Origin of the sequence: Sodalis sp. (in: enterobacteria), from assembly GCF_051710625.1 — a bacterium.
GTDB lineage: Bacteria > Pseudomonadota > Gammaproteobacteria > Enterobacterales > Enterobacteriaceae > JBPESN01.
This window is the reverse complement of sequence record NZ_JBPESN010000119.1, coordinates 1-2,732: the sequence shown is the minus strand read 5'-3', so window position 1 is coordinate 2,732 and position 2,732 is coordinate 1. Positions and strand designations below refer to the sequence as shown.

Annotated in this window: 4 protein-coding genes; all 4 read left to right on the top strand. The window is 63.7% G+C overall.

Annotation, left to right across the window (positions count from 1 at the left end; all coding sequences use genetic code 11):
- Window positions 1–22: 22 nt before the first annotated feature.
- Genes ACTBDU_RS16325 through ACTBDU_RS16310 form a run of 4 tightly spaced genes read left to right on the top strand, consistent with a single transcriptional unit; the run spans window position 23 to window position 2,675 of the window.
- Complete coding sequence (locus ACTBDU_RS16325; protein ID WP_438807204.1) at window positions 23–568, top strand: phage baseplate assembly protein; 546 nt, start codon at window positions 23–25, stop codon at window positions 566–568.
- Entirely contained in the window at window positions 565–993 is a 429-nt protein-coding gene (locus ACTBDU_RS16320) for a hypothetical protein (protein ID WP_438807203.1), read from the top strand. Before ACTBDU_RS16325 ends, ACTBDU_RS16320 begins: the two co-directional genes overlap by 4 nt.
- 24 nt (window positions 994–1,017) lie before the next feature.
- Window positions 1,018–2,091 carry a baseplate J/gp47 family protein gene (locus tag ACTBDU_RS16315; protein ID WP_438807202.1) on the top strand — a complete coding sequence of 358 codons (1,074 nt, stop codon included), beginning with the start codon at window positions 1,018–1,020 and terminating at the stop codon, window positions 2,089–2,091.
- Window positions 2,088–2,675, top strand: coding sequence for a YmfQ family protein (locus ACTBDU_RS16310; protein WP_438807201.1), 588 nt, complete (start codon window positions 2,088–2,090; stop codon window positions 2,673–2,675). The genes ACTBDU_RS16315 and ACTBDU_RS16310 overlap by 4 nt, the downstream gene beginning before the upstream one ends.
- Window positions 2,676–2,732 lie beyond the last annotated feature (57 nt).

Genomic DNA, 2,732 nt, shown 5'->3' with positions numbered 1-2,732 from the left:
TAGCCCATGATGACGGCTAAATATTGAAGTAGACGCCGACCTGCTAACCCCGGCGGCGGCTGGGCCGTTCACCGTCGGGCTAAGCCAGGCCCGTCTGCCGCCGGAGGTCAGGGTGGGCGCACGGGCCAAACTGCGTGCCGGTGCCGCCCTTATCATGACCGGCCAGCTGGATGAACTGCGCCACGATCTGGCGCGCGGGCAGCATACGCTGAGCGTTTATGGGCGCTCTTCGGCCGCCGTGCTGGTTGACTGCTCGGCCCCGATATTCAGCGCACGGGACATGCTCCTGCAGGAGGGGGTCACCCAGATACTGCGGCCGCTGGGCGTCACCCGCATTCGTCTGCAGGCTACCTCGCCGCTGGCCGCCAAAAAAGTCAGCATTGACCCCGGCGCTACCGCCTGGGGCGCACTGCGCAAGGCGGCGGAAGCCAGCGGGCTGTGGCCCTGGGTGAGCGCCGATGGCACCCTGATGGTGAGCGGACCGGATCACAGCACCCCGCCGGTGGATACGCTGATATTTCGGCGCGACGGGACGGTTAGGGCAATAACCTGCTGCGCCTGGCGGTGAGCGAAAATATCAGCAGCCGCTACTCCGAGGTGACGGTACTGGCCCAGGGGCACGGCAGCGCACAGGCCGACGGCCGCCATTACCGCCGCAGCCAGGTGAAAGATAAAACCGTTCCGCTCTACCGACCCCTGGTGGCGGTGGTGGGTGATGCCGACAGCGATGAGGAGGTGTATTTTCGCGCCCGCAAGCTGATGGCGGACGCCAGGCTTAACGGTCTGCTTATCACCGCCGTGGTGCGCGGGCCGCGTACCGCCACAGGCCAGCTGTGGGCACCGGGCCAGCAATATGCCGAACAGGCATTGCAACCACTGCTGGCCCCCGCCGCATTGACGTCCGAGTCAGCCGTCCGGCACAAGGTGACCTGCGGCTGCATATCGACGTCGTGGCCGCCAACGGCAATTTGCAAACCTTTACTCACCCGGTAAAGGTCATTTAAACGGAATATCACCATGGCGCACAGCACCCCCACCCATACCGAGATTGCCGACACGCTCTTGCGCGATATCCGCAACCAGTTGCCGGACGCCGATACCGGTCCCGACAGTGACTACGCGGTGCGCGCGAACGCCATTGCCAGAGCGCTGCAGGGGCGGCTATACCAGCATCAGCTGTGGATAGTGCGGCAACTGTTCCCGGACACCGCTGACCATGACTATCTGGTAATGCGCGCCCGCACGCACAACCTGACGTCGAAAGCAGCTACCCCGGCCGGCGGCGAAGTACGCCTGACCGGCAACCCCGGCGCAAACATTACCGGCCTACTGCAATTGCGTCCCACCGGTAGCCGGCAGCGCTACCAGACCACCGGGCCGGGCACGACAGACGCAACGGGCAGCCTGACCTTGCCCGCCCGCGCGCTGCAAAGCGGTACCCAGGGCAATCTGGCGGACAATACGCCGGTGACGCTGCTGATAACCCCAGCCGGTGTTGACAGCAACGTCATTATCGCCCGCATGGTCGGCGGCAGCGAGGCCGAATCCAACGCCGCCCTGCTGGCACGTCTGCTGGAGGTGATACGCCGTCCGCCGGCGCGCGGCAATCAATACGATTACCATCGCTGGGCGGTGTCCCTGCCCGGCGTCACCGAAGCCCATGTCTACCCGCTGCGCCGGGGCTACGGTATGGTGGATGTGGTGATAGTCACCCATAACGACCTGCCGTCGCCGGAGACGCTTAAGGCGGTGCAGCGCTACCTTGACGAGATGCGCCCGTTCACCGCGAAAGACTGTCTGGTACTGGGCCCCGAGGTGGTGAAAGCCGATATCACGGCCCAGGTCAGCCTGAGCAATCTGACGCTGGAGGCCGCGCGCAAACAGATTACGACCGCGCTCAGTGACTATGTTAACCGCCTGGCCCCCGGTGAAGTGGCGGTCAGAACCCAGCTGGGGGCGCTGATATCCGAGGTGGTCGGCGTGGTGGACTACCAGTTGCTTGCCCCCAGCGCCAATGTGGTGCCGGTGGTGAACAAGCAGACCGTGCAGTGGATACGCGCAGGCACCATCACAGTGGAGAAAATGCCATGAACAGCCGCGATTACGCGCAGCTGCGCAGTGCCCTGCTGCCACCGAAAGGCTATGCGCTGACCGGTAAGCGACTCGGTGTCGAACTGCACGCCGAGGGGAAGAGCCTGGCACAGCTGGAAATCCGCACCGGCGAAGTGGCTGAAGGTATCACGCCCTTTCTGGCAGTCGGGCTGCTGGTCGACTGGGAGCGGATGTTGGGAATTTCCCCCGACAGCAGCATGAAGCTGCAGCAGTGTCGCCAGCAGGTACTGGCCAGGATTAACGCCACTGGTAGCCTGAGCCGGCAATACTTTATCAGCTTGGCCAAATCGCTAGGTTACCGCGTCACCCTCGATGAGGCGCCGCCGTTTCGCGCTGGCATTGGCCGGGCCGGCGAGCGTATCTGGGTGCCGGAGATTATCTGGCTGTGGATAGTCAATATCGATGACGCACAGGTGCCGGTCTACCGCTTCCGCGCCGGTAGCTCGGTGGCCGGGAAAAAGCTGCTGACCTTTGGGCAGAACCTGATTGGAAAGCTGTTTAAGGACCTGAAACCCGCGCACACCCAGGTGGTGTTTAACTACAGGGAGAAAACGCGCCCATGAAGGATATTATCGCGCCGATTGACAGCGAGGACGGGCTGTTTCATGACGGCGACCCGG

Coding starts and splice junctions, on each gene's coding strand:
- ACTBDU_RS16315 (WP_438807202.1), top strand. CDS start 1,018: ATGGCGCACAGCACCCCCACCCATACCGAGATTGCCGACACGCTCTTG.
- ACTBDU_RS16310 (WP_438807201.1), top strand. CDS start 2,088: ATGAACAGCCGCGATTACGCGCAGCTGCGCAGTGCCCTGCTGCCACCG.